The organism is Marinobacter caseinilyticus (genome assembly GCF_011074955.1).
GTDB classification, from domain to species: domain Bacteria; phylum Pseudomonadota; class Gammaproteobacteria; order Pseudomonadales; family Oleiphilaceae; genus Marinobacter; species Marinobacter caseinilyticus.
Genome location: NZ_WUQJ01000020.1, coordinates 189,103 through 207,363 on the forward strand (window position 1 = coordinate 189,103; position 18,261 = coordinate 207,363).

Annotated in this window: 19 protein-coding genes (1 of these 19 only partly in view); 6 read left to right on the top strand and 13 right to left on the bottom strand. The window is 56.3% G+C overall.

The genetic code is table 11. The features are described 5' to 3' along the window. Both GRX64_RS10210 and GRX64_RS10215 read right to left on the bottom strand, forming a co-directional pair. Positions 1–1,114 carry the 5' portion of an AAA family ATPase gene (locus tag GRX64_RS10210; protein WP_166266803.1) on the bottom strand. It extends 1,523 nt beyond the left edge of the window, so only the first 1,114 of its 2,637 coding nucleotides appear in the window; its start codon is at positions 1,112–1,114; the stop codon falls past the left edge of the window. 400 nt (positions 1,115–1,514) lie between these two features. Then, on the bottom strand, positions 1,515–2,066 hold the full coding sequence (locus GRX64_RS10215; protein WP_207308771.1) for a hypothetical protein: 552 nt from the start codon (positions 2,064–2,066) through the stop codon (positions 1,515–1,517). Between the two features lie 580 nt (positions 2,067–2,646). Between GRX64_RS10215 and GRX64_RS10220 the strand changes: the two genes are divergently transcribed. Together GRX64_RS10220 and GRX64_RS10225 are read left to right on the top strand one after the other, a co-directional pair. Beyond that, on the top strand, positions 2,647–4,665 hold the full coding sequence (locus GRX64_RS10220) for a PA domain-containing protein (RefSeq protein ID WP_166266805.1): 2,019 nt from the start codon (positions 2,647–2,649) through the stop codon (positions 4,663–4,665). Between the two features lie 179 nt (positions 4,666–4,844). Continuing rightward, positions 4,845–6,152, top strand: coding sequence for a DUF3422 family protein (locus GRX64_RS10225; protein ID WP_166266806.1), 1,308 nt, complete (start codon positions 4,845–4,847; stop codon positions 6,150–6,152). Between the two features lie 65 nt (positions 6,153–6,217). Here GRX64_RS10225 and GRX64_RS10230 read toward each other — a convergent pair whose 3' ends face one another. Continuing rightward, on the bottom strand, positions 6,218–6,709 hold the full coding sequence (locus GRX64_RS10230; RefSeq protein ID WP_166266808.1) for a DUF4442 domain-containing protein: 492 nt from the start codon (positions 6,707–6,709) through the stop codon (positions 6,218–6,220). Positions 6,710–6,868: 159 nt separating this feature from the next. Between GRX64_RS10230 and GRX64_RS10235 the strand changes: the two genes are divergently transcribed. Further along, positions 6,869–7,135, top strand: a complete 267-nt coding sequence (locus tag GRX64_RS10235; protein WP_166266810.1) for an acyl-CoA-binding protein — start codon at positions 6,869–6,871, stop codon at positions 7,133–7,135. A gap of 158 nt (positions 7,136–7,293) precedes the next feature. Next, on the top strand, positions 7,294–7,605 hold the full coding sequence (locus GRX64_RS10240) for a site-specific integrase (protein WP_166266812.1): 312 nt from the start codon (positions 7,294–7,296) through the stop codon (positions 7,603–7,605). Between the two features lie 75 nt (positions 7,606–7,680). On the opposite strand, the gene GRX64_RS10245 is transcribed toward GRX64_RS10240, so the two are convergent. Together GRX64_RS10245 and greB are read right to left on the bottom strand one after the other, a co-directional pair. Then, positions 7,681–8,121: a hypothetical protein gene (locus tag GRX64_RS10245; protein WP_235937619.1), complete on the bottom strand. Its 441-nt coding sequence runs from the start codon at positions 8,119–8,121 to the stop codon at positions 7,681–7,683. Between the two features lie 139 nt (positions 8,122–8,260). Beyond that, positions 8,261–8,764 (bottom strand): transcription elongation factor GreB, encoded by a 504-nt coding sequence (gene greB, locus GRX64_RS10250; protein WP_166266814.1) that lies wholly within the window; start codon positions 8,762–8,764, stop codon positions 8,261–8,263. Between the two features lie 287 nt (positions 8,765–9,051). Here greB and GRX64_RS10255 point away from each other — a divergent pair, with 287 nt between their 5' ends. After that, the gene (locus GRX64_RS10255) at positions 9,052–9,357 is read left to right on the top strand and encodes a hypothetical protein (RefSeq protein ID WP_345790074.1); all 306 of its coding nucleotides are present in this window, start codon (positions 9,052–9,054) and stop codon (positions 9,355–9,357) included. Here the strand turns inward: GRX64_RS10255 and GRX64_RS10260 are convergent. From GRX64_RS10260 to ftsY, 8 genes are all read right to left on the bottom strand, one after another. Continuing rightward, positions 9,354–10,838, bottom strand: coding sequence for a HAMP domain-containing sensor histidine kinase (locus tag GRX64_RS10260; protein ID WP_166266816.1), 1,485 nt, complete (start codon positions 10,836–10,838; stop codon positions 9,354–9,356). The two genes, GRX64_RS10255 and GRX64_RS10260, sit on opposite strands and share 4 nt — an antisense overlap. Next, complete coding sequence (locus GRX64_RS10265; RefSeq protein ID WP_166267095.1) at positions 10,825–11,505, bottom strand: winged helix-turn-helix domain-containing protein; 681 nt, start codon at positions 11,503–11,505, stop codon at positions 10,825–10,827. The genes GRX64_RS10260 and GRX64_RS10265 overlap by 14 nt, the downstream gene beginning before the upstream one ends. A gap of 123 nt (positions 11,506–11,628) precedes the next feature. Continuing rightward, positions 11,629–12,408 (bottom strand): hydroxypyruvate isomerase, encoded by a 780-nt coding sequence (hyi, locus tag GRX64_RS10270; RefSeq protein WP_166266818.1) that lies wholly within the window; start codon positions 12,406–12,408, stop codon positions 11,629–11,631. Positions 12,409–12,419: 11 nt separating this feature from the next. Then, positions 12,420–13,328, bottom strand: a complete 909-nt coding sequence (locus GRX64_RS10275; RefSeq protein WP_166266819.1) for an NAD(P)-dependent oxidoreductase — start codon at positions 13,326–13,328, stop codon at positions 12,420–12,422. A 110-nt stretch (positions 13,329–13,438) separates the two neighbouring features. Then, complete coding sequence (gene rpoH / locus GRX64_RS10280; RefSeq protein WP_166266821.1) at positions 13,439–14,299, bottom strand: RNA polymerase sigma factor RpoH; 861 nt, start codon at positions 14,297–14,299, stop codon at positions 13,439–13,441. Between the two features lie 191 nt (positions 14,300–14,490). Further along, entirely contained in the window at positions 14,491–15,501 is a 1,011-nt protein-coding gene (ftsX, locus tag GRX64_RS10285; RefSeq protein WP_166266823.1) for a permease-like cell division protein FtsX, read from the bottom strand. Beyond that, positions 15,491–16,183: a cell division ATP-binding protein FtsE gene (gene ftsE, locus GRX64_RS10290; protein ID WP_166266824.1), complete on the bottom strand. Its 693-nt coding sequence runs from the start codon at positions 16,181–16,183 to the stop codon at positions 15,491–15,493. The genes ftsX and ftsE overlap by 11 nt, the downstream gene beginning before the upstream one ends. Before the next feature lie 9 nt (positions 16,184–16,192). After that, positions 16,193–17,377, bottom strand: a complete 1,185-nt coding sequence (gene ftsY / locus GRX64_RS10295) for a signal recognition particle-docking protein FtsY (RefSeq protein ID WP_166266826.1) — start codon at positions 17,375–17,377, stop codon at positions 16,193–16,195. 233 nt (positions 17,378–17,610) lie between these two features. Here ftsY and rsmD point away from each other — a divergent pair, with 233 nt between their 5' ends. Further along, positions 17,611–18,231 carry a 16S rRNA (guanine(966)-N(2))-methyltransferase RsmD gene (gene rsmD, locus GRX64_RS10300; protein ID WP_166266828.1) on the top strand — a complete coding sequence of 207 codons (621 nt, stop codon included), beginning with the start codon at positions 17,611–17,613 and terminating at the stop codon, positions 18,229–18,231. Positions 18,232–18,261 lie beyond the last annotated feature (30 nt).

Sequence of the window (18,261 nt, forward strand, 5' to 3'; positions counted from 1 at the left end):
CACATGCTGGGCAGTTTTGTGGACTTGAAGAAGATAACTGGAGAACCGATTCATATAGTTGTTTATATGAAACTTCACCCGCACGACGAGCCAATTCAGTGTTGATTTCATGCAGTGTGCTATTTATAGCAAATACTTTATTAAATACTGATGTAAGTTTTTCTGAAGTTAGACCGTAAACGGCTGGCGAAGGAGCATCGAGCAGAGATTGTACATATGGAAGGCGACCTTGCTGATTTTGACTTCCGACTAACCACAGTTTAACAGCTTCATAGTTGCTTCCTGGCTGGATTCTTTCTGCAATTTGGCCTTCGTCTAAACTAATTTTTGAAAGACGCCGTGGGAATTCCTGAATTATTTTTTCGGCGCTAGCTAAAGCATGCCGTCTTATTGCGAGTTCTTGTGCTCGTTGGCCTGTGAGATTTAAGTTTTCATCAAGAGAAGGGTTAAACCCTCTTACAAAGTCTGAAAATTGGTCAATACCAAAAAGTGTAGCAATTAATTGTCTTTGATCGCTTGGAGTTCTTGAGGCGATTCGAGAAAAATCATCAAGTCTGTTTTTTTCAATAAAGCAAAATCTATACTTTTCTTCATTTGGCTGTAGATTAACCCGAGGACTGTTTTCATTTACTGTTGATATAACGGGTTGAATATATTGCCCTAGTCTTACATTTCTACAGTAAGTGTTGTGATCAATTCGTTTTGCTTGGGCCTCACTTATAGAACCCAGCAACGCCGTTTCTAGAGCCTCACAAAAACTACTTTTCCCTGTACCGTTGGCGCCATAGACAAGAGTAATTGGTTTACTTAAGTCAAAAATCTCTTGATTTGTAAACCCTCTAAACGGTCCCACGGTTAACTGATGCAGACGACCAACATTATGGCCATCAGCATTAACATTATTAAATTCAGGTAAATCCGGAGAGGTTTCTGCAAGTTGGTTTATTGCAATCGGAGCTAATCGTGATGATCGAGCTCTGCGAGCAGCACCCACCTCTGCTAAGTGAGGTAGATTTGAATATATTAGGCTTGCCATTCGACGAATATCGTCATCTACAGGTCTTGCTGCTAACACCTCCAAAAACCTTTGATATTCAGCGATAACGCTAGCCATATCACTTCCTTACAGATCGAATATTAGTTCCAATTCCGATGCTATGAATACTCATAACAGCAATTAGACCGCGTTCCACGATATTGCAAAAAAGTGCGTTCTCGATAATGCCACTTTTCGGTCACGTTTCACGGAGCCAAGTCCCAAATTTAACAACAGCTTAGCCCAGTTATTCCTGCACCACCATGTAATCGCTTGACTTCCTTTTTTTACCCAACCAGTAATACTGTATATTTATACAGTTAAAAGAAAGGAAGTACAGGGGACCCGGGAAAGGCTGAGACTCTATGCACGGCAAGCCCGTTTTTAATGCTGCAAAACAGACCTGCCCCACTTTCCCGGATTTTGTTTACGTGACGGCGCCCTTTTTACAGAAGCCGCTCATGCGTGTTGGCCGCGTTTATTCACGCGCTCCAAGCGGCACCATGATGTGGGCGTACGGGGTGTTCTTGAACATGACGTAGGGGCCACCCACATTTGGATCGTTGGATATCCCCTCCAGCGCCTCCTCGGGATTTGGCACGGTGATCATCACGTGAGGCCCTTCCGTAACCCATGGTTCACCCGGGTCTTGGGTCGTATCGAAGGGGTCATCATTATTGGTGGGAACATCTCCGCCCAGCATGTAGGAGATCCCGACCGTGGATGTTTCAAAAGGTGCTTTATTGCCAAGCGCCTCCACAATCGCCATCCAGGTGGCGTCATTGCACATGGGCACATCAAGTTCCGGTGATACGGAGGGCATGCAAGTCCACCCATTTGATCCCTCCCGAAGGATCGTTCCGTCCATGTCCATGATCGTCGCATTTTCGCTGATCTGTACCGGCCCCGCCGACATTGCGATCTCAATTTTTTCTTCCTTGGTTTCCGCGCCAACGGCCGTTGCAACCGTTAGTGCGACTAGGGACACCACGCAGGATAAACCCATACCCAAACGCCATATGCTAACCATTGGTCAATCTCCTTTTGCCAATCAGTAACCACAATTTAAATCTGTTCCTGTGCTTTGCCCTTGTCAAGCGGTCTTGCCCCGCGCTCAAGAGCCATGCGACGCACCTGATTTCGCCTTGCCGGGGAAGCCTGATCGACGAGTTGGGGCAACGCCCGGCAAGGCGTCACACCATCCTCCCAGGTCACTACCACCGGGCGGCAACCTTGATCCTGAAGCGATGACCGTCTTGCCCAATCAGACTCACAATCTGACCCCGCCTTTGTTTTCTCAACGGATTCAACCGGGCGTCGGTCTGAGTCGGTTTTGGTGCCGTGATCAGACATTAAAGGTGGGCTGGTAACCGACAATACGGTTCTCCGGATAAGCCTTAAAAATAACCAAAAAATATAACCGGTAAATAGTTGCTTCCAAATCGACTAAGGCCCGCTGACATTCACTGCTATTGTTTTTCTTGGGTATCGATTTTGGAAGTAATACCTGAAGCTAATTGCAAAAAGTAATAACGGAATTGTCATTGCCCTGATGTTAATAAAAACCAATTTAATTCAGGGTCAACGTCTTTGAAAACAGGGAATGCATCATGGCTACAACTCAGGGTTGGCGCACACTGGCAGTACTCACCTTATCGACAACACTCACGACCTATGCACTGGCAGACGAGCTCCTCGTCTCCGACGGCGATAAAGCCGACAACAAACACTTACTGCACGATACACCCCTGCCGGATGGGCATGTTCCGGCCAATGTTAACTACGGCTTCAATGTCATCGGCCGGGACACCCTCGGCGGCATCTCAAACGGGCTCTACACCGATATCTGGGCACACGACGGCTACGCTTATGTGGGTACCTTCCAGGAACCCGACTGCAGCCGGGCCGGTGTCTATATTTCCGACATCCGGGACCCGGCCAATCCCACCACCGTCGGCATGATCAAATCGCCCCCGCAGACCCGGATCAATGACGTCAAGGTGACCCGCATCGGTGACCGGGATGTGCTGATCCACTCACTGGAACCCTGCGGCCCATTGGTCGGCGGCGGACAGGCACTGGGCGGTGGCAATGGCGGCCACCAGCAGGGGCAATTGGGCATCTCGCTCTGGGATGTCAGTGACCCGGCCAAGCCCCACCCGTTGAAACAGAACTTTCTCGACTTCCCGGTCCACAACACCTTCGCGTGGACCACATCGGCCGGAAATACCTACCTGCTGATCGTTGACGATGTCGCCACCGACGACCTCAAAATCGCCGACATCACCAAACCCCAGGCACCCAAGCTGATCACCACCACCGGCATTGAAACCTGGCTCGCAACCAATCCGGAGGTCGCCGACGACGGACAGCTCTTTATGGGCAGCTTTGCCGTGCCGTTACTCCACGACATTTGGGTCAATGACATGAACCCGGGGCCCGGCGAGAACTGGCAGGCGGTGTTGTCCTATTGGGACGCGGGGTTTATCACACTCGACATCAACGACCCCTACAATCCGATCTTTCTTGGCGACTCCACCTACCCGGACCCGGATCCGGTGCACGGCATCTCCACGCCGGAAGGCAACGCCCATGCGGCCGTCTTTGCCGGTCCCAACTTTGACAAGATCTTTGGTGGCGACGAGGACTTCGACTCGCTCTTCACCGCCGTGACGGCGGGAGGCGAAGCCTACCAGGCGAATCAGGGCAGTAACGTACCCCAAATTGGCCCCGGCGCCGACATCGAAGAGTTGATGGAGCAGACCGCGTTTGTGGGCCAGGCCTGCGGCGGCGCCTTGACGCCGGCTGCCGAGGTGGGCGCCGGCATTGCGCTGATCGAACGGGGCGGCTGCACCTTCACCCTGAAAGCCCAGACCATCGAAGCCGCAGGCTACAGCGCGGGGGTGGTGTTCAACTCGGCGGCAGCGGGCAACTGCGAAGCCACGGTCTCGATGCTGGTTGAAGCCGGCGTACCCATGCTGTTCGTCCCCCGCTCGACGGGCTTTGCGGTACTGGGTATCGACGGCTACGATCCCGGCCTGTGCCCGGATGGCGAAGGGGCCAACCCAGCCCTGCCTGCCCCCGCTTCACTGGGGCTGGTGGCTACGCTGGGCGCGATCTTTGATGGCTGGGGTTATCTCCACACCCTGAACAACACCTCAAGTGACATCACGGTACCCCTCGGTATGGACGGCGAAACCGAGACCGTAGGTTACCTGGGTGAGATGGGTTATTACGCCCCGGCCGAAGTCACCGATCCGGCACTGGCCACCGGCGCTGGCGATCTGACCATGCACAACCTTGAGATGGATCCGGCGAACCCGGACCGTACCTTTATCAGCTGGTATTCGCTGGGCATGCGCGCGGTCGAATGGCGCCCCGGCCACTTGCATGACAACAGCAAGGGCGAGGGCGTGGTGTCCTGGAACATGCACGAAGTGGGACGCTTCATTGCCGGCGACGAATACGGCGAAGCGGCCGGCTCGAATTTCTGGGGCGTCCATGTCACGGAAGTGGAAGGTGAACAGTACATTCTGGGCACCGATCGCAACACCGGACTGTGGATCTTCCAGTGGACCTGTGAAGACGCCACCGACGTGCTCTACTGCAACGGACCCGCAACTCCATAACCCTCAGAGGCTACCCGGGCAGTGCAACGCCGCCCGGGAGCCCCTGCCTGCTACAAGCCTGCACCCTTGGTCTTAAACCGATGGTCGTCTTCTTCCGGTGAACAAAATATCTTAAAGTCGCAGCACTGCCTGTATTGTGCGATTGACGCCAGTCTTTCGTGCCGCCAGAGGATTGCTGAGTGAATGCATTGTTAAACACCCTGAGCGTTCATCCCTTAAGGGAGGATCTATACAACGAGCTGCACTCGCGTCCCTTTCAGGTGTTGCCGTGCCCGGCCCGGGTCACGCACATGGCGTTACTTACCAGCAACGGCCAAGGCAGGATTCAGTTCAAGCACTTTCAGGACCTTCACACCCGGCTCGGACTCACGCCGCCGTCGGAAGAGGTAAGCTGCTGTGAAGTGAATTTTGGCGATCTGCGGGTACGCCGCGAACTGCACATGGAGTTTGTGTCCTACACCTTCGTCAACCTTGCCCCCGATACCACCGCCCCCTTCGAACAGACCGGCATCTCGCCCTTACCGGAGGGCTGGCTGGAACACCTCACCGGCTCGGTGGTGGCGGCATTTCATCTGGAATTGCAGTCGGTCACCGAAGGCGCCGATCTGGACCTCCGCATCGTGCGGCCCTGGTTTGAAGGCCACAGGCTGGTCGGCAGCAGCCCACAGGAGGGCCAGGCCCGGGTGTGGGGCAGTTTTCGGCTGCACAGTGACGGTTTTGGCCGGTTCATGGTGCTCAACCGCGCACTGTCAGACAGCCAGCTCGGGCGACTCACCCAGCGCATCATGGAGATCGAAACCTATCGCCTGATGTCCCTGCTGGCACTGCCGCTGGCCAAGGAGATCTCCCCCAGCCTGTCGGATATGGACCAGCAACTGGTCACCATCACCGAGGCACTGGCCGGCAACAAAACCATTGATGAACCGGCGATTCTGGCCAAGCTTTCGAAACTTGCGGCCCGCATCGAAGCCTTCCGGGCGCATTCGACCTTTCGGTTTTCCGCGACCCGTGCTTACCACCAGTTGGTGATTACCCGGCTGGAAGAGCTCAAGGAAGATGAGTTGAGTGGCCACCTGACCATTGGTGAATTCATGACCCGCCGCCTGACCCCGGCGGTGAAAACCTGCGAGTCGGTCAGCGAGCGGCTGGAGGATTTATCACGCCGGGTCGACCGCGCCTCCGACATGATGCGCACCCGGGTTGAACTGGCGGTGCAAAACCAGAACCAGGAACTGCTGAGCGCCATGAACCGGCGCTCCAAAATTCAGTTGATGATGCAGCACACGGTTGAAGGCTTATCCGTGGTCGCCATCAGCTATTACCTGGTCGGACTGCTGAAGTTTGCGCTTGAAGCGGCTTACGACGCCGGGTTTCAGTTTGAGAAATCGCTGGTGCTGGGCATTGCAACACCCTCCATCCTGCTGCTGGTGTTTCTCAGCGTGCGCCAGATTCACCATCACTTCATCCGACTGGCGGAGCGGGAGTAGTTCTGGCCCTTGGCTTTCGGGCAGCCAGCACTAATTCCCACCCCTGAGCACTTGGCCGTTAATGCCTACTTCCGCTTCGGCGTCCAGGCCCAGATCATATCGACCTTAATGGGTTCCAGGTTGTCGCTATCGCGGATGGTGACGCCAACCGATGTTTCACCTTTGTCCTCCGTGCGTATACGCGCCTGTTGTTCAGGGGTCAGGAAGGCTTCGACTTTAATGTCTCCGGTCGCGCGGCGGGTGTAGTCTGCATGCACGGTTTTGATCACCGGTATCTTGTCATCCGGGACATTGAGACCGACCAGAAAACCGGTGGCCGACTCCGCCAACAAGAGTGAGGCGACCGCGTGCACGCCTTTGATGTGGTTCTGAACCCGGCGCTTGTTGGCCACGCTGATGATGCAGCGATTTTGATCAAGGGCCTCTATCCGTATGCCAACCGTTCCCGTGAACGGCACGGCTTTACCGAAGAATAACGACAGTGCCCGAGACCGGGCAAACTCTGGTAACTTATTGATACGACTGACGATGCCAGCTAAACGATTGGTTTCAGGCATAGCGCTACTCCGGGTGGTTTAACAATCGGAGCGCACAATAACCGATCTGCCACGGGAATGGAACGCTCGGCCAATGACGGTTCAACAGGACGCGGATATACTGGCACCGTGACGATTCATACCCAATAAAGACGCTCCACACAACACAAGGACCCCGACATGAGTGACCTGAAAGCCCGATTCGACGAAGCCGTCAACTACATCCAGACCGCGGAAGGTGACTTTAAACCTTCCAACGAGCTTAAGCTTGAGTTCTATGCTTTGTTCAAACAGGCTTCTGAAGGGGACGTCACCGGCAAACGCCCCGGGATGATGGATTTTGTGGGGCGGGCGAAATACGATGCCTGGGAATCCGTAAAAGGCATGTCCAGCGATGAAGCCATGCAACAATACATCGATCGGCTGGAGGCCATGAAGAATAAGTAATTGTGTTGTTCTGGCCGGCACTTGGCCGGTTTGTGTAGAGTGGCGGCCAGAGACATTTCGATGGGCACCGGGAAAGACGCAAATTAGTTTTGGCGCAGTCACCCGGGTGACATATGATGCGCGCAAACTAACAATAATAACCCCAAGGAAGGACTACCATGCCGAGCACCGAAGCGTTGGAACAGAGTCAGCCTGGCCTGGTTCACCGTGTTAAAAAAGCCATTCAAAAGCACCAGCTCAATCAGCGTACCGAACAGAATTATCTGCATTGGATCACGCGGTTTGTGCTGTTTCACGATTTGAAGAACCCGGACACACTGGAAAGTGGCGATCAACAACTGTTTTTAATCTACCTGAGTGATCGTATTCGTGTGTCCCGTGCCCGCCTGAATCAGGCGCGCCAGGCGCTGCAGTTTTTCTACGAGGATGTCTTGGCCGACCACACGGCGCTTCCGCCCGCCCAGGCCTGATTAGCGATAGCCGCTGGACAGTGCTGGATGGATCGTGGACGTGGGTGCCGGCGGCGATAGGCCGGTGCTGAGCCGTCAGCGGCCCTGAAGGTTGCTGTTTAACGCGTCGTAAGTGCGATTTTGCGGTGGGCGGATAACGTAATCGTTGCCAAACTGTTGACCCGGAATCGACCTCTGGTTGCTGAATCGAAAATCCACCGGAATTTCTGACCGCCCCAGGTCCACCCGGCTATCTCTTGGCTGAAGCGCCAGCGGGTCCAGATAAAAATCTTCATTACTTGCGTCCGCTGCCCTGACAGGCACGCCTGACGCAGGCGCGGCCAGACCACCGTCGATCACAGTGTTGGCGAGCGATTCTTCTTCCAGTGAGTGAAAAGGAATGGTCTCAAGGGTCGAGCGATCTTCATAATCAAAGGCTTCGCCCTCACGACTCGGGGTCTCTTGCGCAAAGGCCGTGGTCAAAGCCATAACCACTGACAGCAAACCTATGCCTTTTGCGCTGTTACGGACTTCCATACCCTTCACCTGAGACGTTTGACGACACTGCGTTGTGTCATGTGGCGCCGAAGGCAACGCATGACGGATTTCGGACAGTTTATCGACAACTAATGCAGGTTGTTTAATAATCCGCCAGTTTTGTGACGGCGGTCACTGGTCATATTGAGCCATACCAAATGGCCGTCACAACCACGGTTTTGGACCCCTCCGGCGTCCGGACTTCCGCTTCATCATCACAGCGCTTGCCCAGCAGTGCCCTGGCCAGGGGCGAATCCACACTTAACAACCCTTGCGGCAGGTCAAACTCATCCGGGCCGACCAGACGATAACTGTGCGCGTCCCCCATTTCGTCTTCAACCGTCACCCAGGCACCGAAAAAGACACGGCTGGTGTCGTCTGGGGTGCGATCGACCACGGTCAATTCTTCCAGCCGCTTGGTCAGGAACCTGATTCTGCGGTCGATCTCGCGGAGCTGCTTTTTCCCGTAAATGTACTCGGCGTTTTCTGACCGATCGCCTTGCGCCGCCGCTTCACGAACCGCTTGCGTGACCTCAGGTCGCTTTTCTTTCCACAGGTATCGAAGCTCCTGTCGAAGCTGCTGCTCACCTTCCGGCGTGATGTAACGTGCGCGACCTTTTGGTCGCTGAGGCTCTTCAGCCATAATAATTCTGATTTCCTATACCCAAAAAAAACCCCGCAAATGCGGGGTAAGGCTAGCGCTGTGCTGGAGGACAAAGCAAGTGTTGAGAAGCGTCGGCGACGTAGAAAGTAACCTGAACTCTGCTCGAACATGCTTTCTTCACCTTCAACACCCATTTTCCACACCGGTGGTTACCGGCAAGTGGCGATCGGATTACGTCTGGTTCAGGCGACATTTTAAATGCGGTATGCTGGTATTAGGTTGTGCATTCTAGACTTTCCATTTACCTTCGCGGCATTGGATCGATTATGACTATTGATGGCCGCAGGATAACCACCATGAAAACACAAACTCTTGTAAACACCGCTTTGAACGGGCTCGACCGCCTCGGTTTTATGCTGGATCAACGTGGCATTACCAGCCGGGTAAACCGCCACAATCTGGCGGCCTTTATCATGGTTGAGCAAAAGCACCTGGAGGGCGAATGGGAGAGTTTGCAGGTGCGATTCGAACGCCGCAAATCCAGCGCGGAAGCCTTAGTGAGTGCTGTCGAAACGCGTGCAGAGCGGATGCTCGGCCCGATTTTCAAGCGCGGCGGTTCAGCCCGGTCTTAAGGGGTGACGCTGTGGGCCGGGGTGGATGCTTCGTCGTCTCCGGTCTCAGCGGGCAACGCTTTAACGCTGGTCGCCTTGATGCGTTTGGTGTCTCCCCGATACTCCGGCAACCGGATTTGTACGGTGAGGCCCGGATTCTCCTCACCGGGATGGTTGTCACTGAGCACGATACGCCCTTGATGAATTTCTGCGACCGCACTCACCAGACTCAAGCCCAACCCATTGCCCGGAAGTGAGCGGCTTTTACCCACCCGATAGAATCGCTGGAAGACCTGGTCTTTTTCACTGTCAGGAATTCCGATACCGCTGTCGCTTACTTCAAAAACCGCTTCTCGTCCCTCGACTTTAACCACCACCCGGATTTCACCGCCCTCGGGGGTATACTTGATGGCGTTATCGATCAGGTTGCTGACCATCTGGAACAGCAGGTCCCGGTCCCCTTCTATCATGACCTGCTGTTCCACTTCCTGGCGGAACTGCTGATGCTTGTCCTCCGCCAAGGCTTCGTAAAGTTCACAGGCATCGCCCACCAGCAGCCCTAACGATACTTGTTTCATATCGGCCGCATTGCCGCGGGTTTCCAGCCGGGCGATGCGCAGCAGTGCATTGAAGGTCGCGAGCAACTGATCCGCTTCCGCCACTGCGCGGCCGGCCTGCTCTCTGGCCTCATCGTTATCCACCGACATCAGGGTATTTTCAAGCTGGTTCCGGAGCCGGGTCAGCGGGGTGCGGAGGTCGTGGGCAATGCTGTCGGACACGTGCCGGATGCCTTCCATCAGATAGACTATGCGGTCGAGCATCTGGTTGAGGTTTTCCGCCAGCTGGTCAAAATCGTCCTGCGTGCCACGGGTGGGAATCCGCAGCGACAAATGGCCGTTCATGATTTTTCGGGAGGTGTTGTTGATCACTTCGATGCGCCGGGTGGTACTTCGGCTCATCATAAAGCCGCCCAGCAACGCCAGCGCCAGGGTGATGCCCATGCCCCAGTTGATGGCGGTTTCAATCAACCGCTTGAGCGTGGTCAGGTCATCGACATCACGTCCCACCAACAATCGCAAACCGCCCTGAACCTCGAACACACGAGCGCGGGCCAGCCGTTCGGGCCCGCTCCAGCCGACACTGTCATCCAGCGTGAAGTTGATCCAGCCGCTCTGGGTTTGAGCTTCTTCCGGCCAGGTGGAAATGTTACCGGCCAGCTTCAGGTAGTCGTCGGTGGTGAACAGATAAATGGATTTGGCGTTGGGGTCGCGGGCCACCCGCTCGCGGATGATGGTGATCAGACCATTGATGCCCCGCCCCCGGTATTGCTCGGCAAGACCGGCAATTTCAGCCTCAATGGTCTCGTCGGTCTGCGCAGTCATGAACCCGGCGGTGCGCCAGTAAATGAAAGCCAACAATAGAAAGACCGAGGTGGCAAACACCACCATGTAGAGCAGAGCGAGTTGAAAGGTTGAAGTCTTTAACTGACTAAGCAGTTTCACGCAACATGTACCCAGCGCCCCGGATAGTTTGCAACAGAGGCGTCTCAAATTCTTTGTCGATCTTCGCGCGCAGGCGACTGATGTGGACGTCGATCACGTTGGTTTGGGGATCAAAGTGATAATCCCACACTTTTTCCAACAGCATAGTACGAGTCACCACCTGGCCGGCATTGCGCATCAGGTATTCCAACAACCGGAATTCCCTCGGCTGTACGTCAATATTGTAACCGGAACGCTTGACTGTGCGCGCCAGCAGATCCATTTCAAGATCGGCCACCCTGAGCACCGTTTCCGTCTCGGTGGTCTGGCGGTTACGCCGTACCAGTGACTCGATTCGTGCGAGCAGTTCGGTGAACGAGAATGGCTTGGTGAGATAATCATCGCCACCGCCCCGCAGTCCTTCCACTCGGTCGTCGACATCACCCAGGGCACTGAGAATGATCACCGGGACCTGATTGCCGGTGGCCCTAACGGTCTTGATAATGGCCAAGCCATCCATACCCGGAAGCATGCGGTCGACAATCATAATGTCGTATTCTTCGCTTGCGGCCATCATCAGACCATCTTTGCCGTCGGCCGCATGATCCACCACAAAATCGGACTCTCTCAGTCCTTTGATGAGGTATGTTGCAACGTCCTGATCATCTTCAATTACCAGTGCTTTCACCGGTGAGCCTCCCGATTGGCGGATTGTCCAATAACTGTAGTCTGCCAGAGTAAGGGCAAGCTGGTGTCGCTGCCAGTTACGATCTTGTAAGAGGGTGTCGCCATCAGCGACGGACATGCCCTCTTATCCGGCCTGCCCATGCCAGCCGAGGCCATCCAGCGTATTTGTAAGTGGATGATATTCTGCACTTACCCAGCCTTGATAACCTAAACGATCCAGCGCACTGAAGACTTGCCCAAAGTTAATTTCCCCAGTGTCCGGCTCGTGCCGTCCCGGATTATCGGCAAACTGAATATGGCCAATATTGGGCAGCAGACGGCCCAATGTTCGAATCAGGTCGCCCTCCATAATCTGCATGTGGTAAAGATCGTACTGGAAACTCAGGTTCGAGGCACCCACCTCGTCAATCAGAGCCATCGCCTTGGCCGACGTATCCAGTACAAACCCAGGCATGTCGACGCGCGAGTTGATTGCCTCCACACACAAGGTCACGCCCTCGCGCCGCAGATGCTCGGCGGCCCAGCCGACGTTATCGACCAGCGTTTGCCAGGCGGTAGCCGGATCTACGGCGGCTGGCAACAACCCAGAAAGACAGTTGATACGCTGGCAACCCAAGGCATCCGCATAGCGGATGGCCTCCGAGACACCGCGGCGGAACTCCTCTTGCCGGTCCGGCATGCAGGCAATGCCACGCTCGCCCGCCGACCAGTCACCGGACGGTAAGTTGAACAGCACCTGGGTCAATTGATTCGCCGTGAGGCTAGCTTTGAGTTCGGCGGCATGCCAATCGTAGGGAAACAGGTATTCCACCCCACCGAAGCCCGCCTTCCGGGCCGCGGCGAACCGTTCGGGAAAGGCCACTTCCGTGAACAGCATGGACAGATTGGCGGCGAATCTTGGCATGGTGTTACCCCTCAGTGACCGTTGGGGTCTGACCGTCCCAGACGCACCCCGTTGATGTGCTCAAGCTCCAACAACAGGCCGCTGTGGTCCGTTTCACCATGGCCATTGGCGAGTAGACCAAGATACTCATTGTGCACTTGCTGAGTCAGCGGCAGGGTCAGGTTCTCGGCACGGGCTTCATCCAGGACCATCCGCAAATCCTTAAGCTGGATCCGTGACGGTCCGCCGGGCTCAAAATTCCGGTCAATCATACGCTGGCCGTGCAAATCCAGAATCCGACTGCTGGCAAAGCCGCCCAGCAGGGCTTCCCGCACCGCGACCGGATCGGCACCGCCCTGGGCCGCCAGCAGCAAAGCTTCCGACACGGCTCCAATGGTTATTCCCACAATGGCCTGGTTGGCCAGCTTCGCTAACTGGCCGGCACCCACCGGCCCAATCCGCGTCAGCTTGCCCAGAACTTCAAATATTGGTCGGGCGTCCTCGATATCGGCGGCGTCGCCACCGACCATGATGCTCAGTATTCCCTCAGTGGCCCCTACTGTGCCACCCGACACCGGCGCGTCCAGATAGCGGGCTCCACGCGCCTGCACCAGTTCGGCATGCTGTCGCGCCAGTGACGGCTGAATGGAGCTCATATCAATCAGCAATGCCCCGGGCTTCAGCCCGGCAATAACCCCTTGCCGAGTCAATACCGCATCCACCACTGAGCCACTCTCCAGCATGGTGATGATCACATCGGCGTCTTGAACAGCCTCGGCTGGGCTGTTCGCCACTGTCGCCCGGTCGGCAAACGGCTGGCACTTGCTGGCGGTTCGATTCCACAAGGTCATCTGGAAACCGGCACCAAGCAGGTTCTCTGTCATCGGCGTGCCCATCAAACCGACACCCAATAGGGCAATGCGCGCGCGACCCTGAGTCATGCCGTCAATTCTCCATGCTGCTGTTCATTCCATAGCTACAAAAACGCCACCAGCGGTTAGGCTTGGTGGCGCTCTGTAAGTCCTTGATCAACCCTCTGGAGCCGTCACGCTCAGGCAACTTCCACCATATGGTTTTTGATTTTCTTCATGGCGTTTTTCTCAAGCTGCCGGATGCGCTCGGCGGACACACCGTACTTGTCGGCCAAATCGTGCAGGGTGGATTTGCTGTCGGTTAACCAGCGCTCCCGCAGGATGTCCTGGCTGCGCTCATCCAGATTGTTCAGCGCGAGCATCAAGCGACCATTGGAGTCTTCTGTCCAGTCGGACTTCTCCAACATGGTTGCCGGATCACCACGATTGTCCTGCAGATAATGCGCAGGTGACTGATAAGCGCTGTCATCGTCGTCGTCCATGGGGCCGTCAAAGGCCGTGTCATGGGACGCCAACCGACCTTCCATTTCTCGCACCACCCGAGGCTCAACGCCGAGGTCTTCGGCGACCGCGTGGAGTTCGTCGTGGCTCAACCAGGCCAGGCGTTTTTTCTGACTGCGCAGATTAAAGAACAATTTGCGTTGCGCTTTGGTGGTCGCCACTTTCACGATGCGCCAGTTACGCAGAATGAATTCGTGAATCTCGGCCTTGATCCAATGCACTGCAAACGACACAAGCCGGACACCAAACTCAGGATTGAAACGCTTGACGGCCTTCATCAGGCCAACGTTGCCTTCCTGGATCAAATCCGCCTGAGCGAGGCCATAACCGGAATAGCTGCGCGCGATATGAATAACAAACCGCAGGTGAGATAAAACGAGATGGCGCGCTGCCTCGACATCCCCGTCGTAGTGCAGGCGCTCCGCAAGTGCGCGCTCTTCATCAACGGTGAGCACAGGAATGCGGCTCGCGGCCTGAATATAAGACTCGAGATTTACGCCCGGAACCAGTCGATCAGCTAGCTGTAAACTTGTACCCATGCTTTCCTCCCCTGCTTGGGACCCAACAATATAACAACTAAAGTTTGGACCGCCAAGACCTTCAATAAATCCAAGCTGAAGATTAATGTTTTTTAAATCAACCGTCTGATGCAGATTTCAGGCTAACAATACATACAAACGCTACGCTGAATGCCTGCTGCGGCGCAATACGGTGTTTCCCTAACACCCCATCAACCCGGCTCCACCGAATCCAGATGCCGTTTCACCGCAAGCCAGGCACCCAGCCAACCAAACAGTATCGACACAGTAATCAGAGCGATGACTCCCTCAAATGACAGCCCGTTCAGTGAAAAGTTGCTGCGGTACAGGCCCGCCAACCGCTCAACCGGCCCGCTAAGGTACCATAACGTGATCTGGAGCAAGAACAAGGCAACAATGCCGCCGCCGAGCCCAAACCACAACCCTGTGTAAAGAAACGGGCGCCTGACAAACGCATCCGTGCCACCCACCAGTTTTGCCACCAGAATTTCATCCCGCCGGCTTTCGATGGCAAGCCGGATCGTATTACCAATGACCAATATAACGGCGACCGCCAACAACACAGCCAATGCCCACACGCCACGGCCCAGCAGTTCGGTGATGGCATTGAGCCGCTGCAGCCAACCCAAATCCACCTGCACCTGCGCAACGCCGCGGGTATCGGTCAGTGCGGTCACCAGCGACTGCATACCCGCCTCGGTGCGGGACTCGTCGGAGGGGGTCACCAGTAATGTGTGAGGCAGCGGATTGTCATTGAGATAATCCAGCGCCTCTTTTAACCCGGAGGTTTGACGGAACTCGGCCAGGGCCGCGGACTTGTCAATCAGTTCAACCTCCGCCACGTCGGCACGGGTGCCCACATCCAGACGCAAACCGGCGGCCTGGTCTGCGGTCACGGACTCCTCCAGATACACCGTCACCCTGGCGGCACTTTCCCAACCCGCACTGACCCCCTGCAGGCTGGTCAGCAACAGCAGCAATCCCACCGGCAGCGCCAGCGCCACGCCCATGACCGTCCAGGTCATCAGGCTGGCCACCGGCGCCCGCCACAGGCGCCGGGCACTGTCTTTGGCGACTTTGCGATGGTGGGACAGGTAGCTTTCCAACAACTGACGGACGGGGGAGCGGGAGCGCTTTGCCCCCCGGGACGCCGATGGCCGCGGGTTTGAGCTATTGGGCGTCAGTGGTGGTTTAGTAGCCATGGTCAGGCTCCTGATCGGACGGCACCGCACCTGCAATCAGCTGGCCTTCGTTCAGGGTCAGGGTTCGACGATTCATATCATTGATCAGGGCGATGTCGTGACTGGCAATCAGCACGGTGACACCGACCTGACTGAATTGCGCAAACAGGTGCATGATGTCAGCAGACAGCGCCGGGTCCAGGTTACCGGTCGGCTCATCCGCCAACAACACTGGCGGCTTGTTCACGACCGCCCGGGCGATACCCACACGCTGCTGCTCCCCTCCGGACAGTTGCATGGGGTTCATACGTTCCTTACTAAGCAACCCCACTTTATCGAGTGCGGCCCTGACCCGGCGCCCAATGTCCCTGGAGGGTGTACCGACCACCTCAAGCGGCATGGCGACGTTATCGAACACAGTACGGTCAAATAGCAGCTGGTGGTTCTGGAACACTACCCCTACATGGCGGCGGATATAAGGTATCTGGCGGCGCGGCATTTTGTTCAACAACTGGCCGCCAACAATCACCCGCCCGGCGCTGGGCCGCTCCATCAACATGATCAGTTTCAGCAAGGTACTTTTACCTGCCCCGGAATGCCCCGTGAGGAAGGCCATCTCACCGCGCTCCAGCCTGAAGTTGACCTGCCGCAAGGCGGTGTGGTCGTCATCGTAGCGCTTGGTGACTTGCTCAAATTCAATCATGTTGTCCGGCTACTCATCAAACAGCGCGTTTACGAACACTTCCGGGTCGAAGGAGCGCAGATCGTCGACCTGCTCGCCCACCCCGATGTAGCGAATGGGCAGTTGCAGTTGCCGGGCAATGGCAAACACGATGCCGCCTTTGGCCGTGCCATCGAGCTTGGTCAGCGTGATGCCGCTGACCCCGACCGCCTGCTGGAACACCTGGGCCTGGCTCAGCGCGTTTTGGCCGGTGCCGGCATCCAACACCAGCATGACCTCGTGCGGGGCCTGCTCGTCCAGTTTTTTCATGACGCGAACCACTTTTTGCAGCTCGCTCATCAGATTATCTTTATTCTGCAACCGGCCGGCGGTATCGGCGATCACCACATCAATCCCACGAGCGGAGGCTGACTGCACCGCATCGAAAATCACCGAAGCACTGTCCGCCCCGGTGTGCTGGGCAATAACGGGCACTTCATTGCGCTCACCCCAGACCTGCAACTGCTCGACGGCTGCCGCCCGGAAGGTATCGCCGGCCGCCAGCATGACGGACTTGCCTTCCGTCTGAAAGTGCTTGGCCAACTTACCTATGGTGGTGGTTTTACCCACTCCGTTCACGCCCACCATGAGGATGACGTAAGGCTTCTTCTCAACATCCACGTTGAGCGGTTTGGCCGTGGTCGCCAACAGTTGCTGCAACTGTACTTTCAGCGCCTTGCGCAGTGCCTCCCCATCTTTGAGCTGCTTCCGCTCCAGTTTGGCGGTGAGGGCATCAATAATTTCCGATGTTGCGGTGACCCCAACGTCCGCCATCAGCAACGTGGTTTCTATCTCCTCCAGCAGGTCGGCGTCAACGGCTTTGCCAACGGCAAGAAGATCGGCGAAGCCCGATGTCAGGTTTGCCCGGGTTTTGCCCAGGCCACTGTAGATACGCTGCAGCACTCCGGTCGCAGGCTCCGGCTCCGGCACCGGCACCGGGGCCGCCTTGGCCTCGGGCCTGGCTTCGGCTTCCACCGGCGCCTCCGGCTCGGCGACCGCTGTGTCGTCCTCATGGGGAGGCTCGCTCTTAATAGCCCTGCCACCCGCTTGAGGCTCAGGTTTCCGCTGCGGTACCGGGGACGGGCGCGGGATGCGTCGACGGTTACTGGCGACATCAAGACCAAACACCAGCACCAGGAAGGCCAACAGGCCTATTGAGATCCACTCTGCCATCATGATTCAACTACCCGTAGTCGGATTAAAGGGGTCAAGAGCGGGCCGATGCGGGCATCGACCTGGCTGCGACCTGAATGTGAGAGGGGCCATTCTAGCGACACCTCAGCGAACCGTCCAAATGTGCCGGCTTATGAACCGCTTCTTTTTCCGATAACATGGCTCTTATGCGGTTTTCTGCTGCCGCCGACGGCTGCGTTACAGCCTCCTGACACCAAGCCGAGATCCCTTAACCCATGGCCCGAAAAAACCCCGCCTCGCGCACCAGCCAACAACGCCCCAGCGGCGAGCTCCGGATCATCGGCGGTGAGTGGCGCAGCCGACGACTGCTGTTTCCGGACGCCGGTGGCGTGCGCCCCACACCCGCCCGTACCCGTGAGACCCTGTTTAACTGGTTAACCTATCACCTCGCCGGCAGTCGATGTCTGGATCTCTTTGCGGGCAGCGGTGCCCTTGGGCTGGAAGCGCTGTCCAGAGGTGCCAGCCACGCCACCCTGATCGATCATACACCAGCGCTCAGCAATGCCCTGAAGCGCAACCTGGAGGCCCTGAAGTCTGATCGCGGCACGGTCTTGTGCCAATCGGTTGAACACCAATTAAAGCAAGTCGCGGCTGAGCCTTTCGACATTGTGTTCATCGACCCGCCTTTCCGCCAAGGCTGGCTTGAGACCTTGCTGCCATTGCTGGATGCCAATGGCTGGGTTGCCGCTGGCGGGTGGGTCTATGTCGAGCACGAAAGCGAACTGAACACACCCGCTGCGCCAGAGTCCTGGCACCTGCACCGGCAAAAAACGGCCGGGCAAGTTACCTATAGCCTGTTCCGGGTTGGCAACGGGACCCCTCACCCCGAGCATTAAACACAAAAAAGCCCCGCCTTTTACAAGGCA